The following is a 740-nucleotide window of genomic DNA, read 5'->3' as shown; positions in this document are numbered from 1 at the left end:
GCCCGCCTGGAATGGCTGGCCCCCTACGGCGCCACCGCCCTGTTCGCGGCCGGCGGCACGGGTGAGTTCTTCTCGCTTGCGCCCCAGGAATACTCCGACGTCATCCGCACCGCTGTCCAGACCTGCGCCGGCAAGGTGCCGATCCTGGCCGGCGCCGGCGGCCCCACCCGCACCGCCATCGCCTACGCCCAGGAAGCCGAACGCCAGGGCGCCAAGGGCGTCCTGCTGCTGCCCCACTACCTGACTGAAGCCTCGCAGGACGGCATCGCCGCCCACGTCGAACAGGTCTGCAAGTCCGTCAACATCGGCGTCATCGTCTACAACCGCGCCCAGTCCCGCCTGTCGGCCGACAGCCTGGCCCGCCTGGCAGACCGCTGCCCCAACCTGGTCGGCTTCAAGGACGGCATCGGCGACATCGAAGCCATGGTCCGCATCCGCCGCAAGATGGGCGACCGATTCTCCTACCTGGGCGGCCTGCCCACCGCCGAAGTCTATGCCGCCGCCTACCGCGCGCTGGGCGTGCCGGTCTACTCGTCGGCCGTCTTCAACTTCGTGCCCAAGATGGCCATGGAGTTCTACAACGCCATCGCCGCCGGCGACAGCGACACCACCAACCGCCTGCTCGACGATTTCTTCCTGCCCTACCTGGAAATCCGCAACCGCAAGGCCGGCTACGCCGTCAGCATCGTCAAGGCCGGCGCCAAGCTGGTCGGCCACGACGCAGGCCCCGTGCGTGCCCC

1 protein-coding gene is annotated in these 740 nt (G+C 69.3%); it reads left to right on the top strand.

Annotated features, from left to right (window positions below; genetic code table 11):
* Positions 1–740: 5-dehydro-4-deoxyglucarate dehydratase (gene kdgD / locus ABE485_RS31150; RefSeq protein WP_346519108.1), on the top strand; the 740-nt coding region annotated here is incomplete at both ends.

Origin of the sequence: Achromobacter spanius (genome assembly GCF_039673305.1) — a bacterium.
Lineage (GTDB): Bacteria > Pseudomonadota > Gammaproteobacteria > Burkholderiales > Burkholderiaceae_B > Achromobacter > Achromobacter spanius_F.
This window is presented reverse-complemented; position numbering and strand designations above follow the sequence as displayed.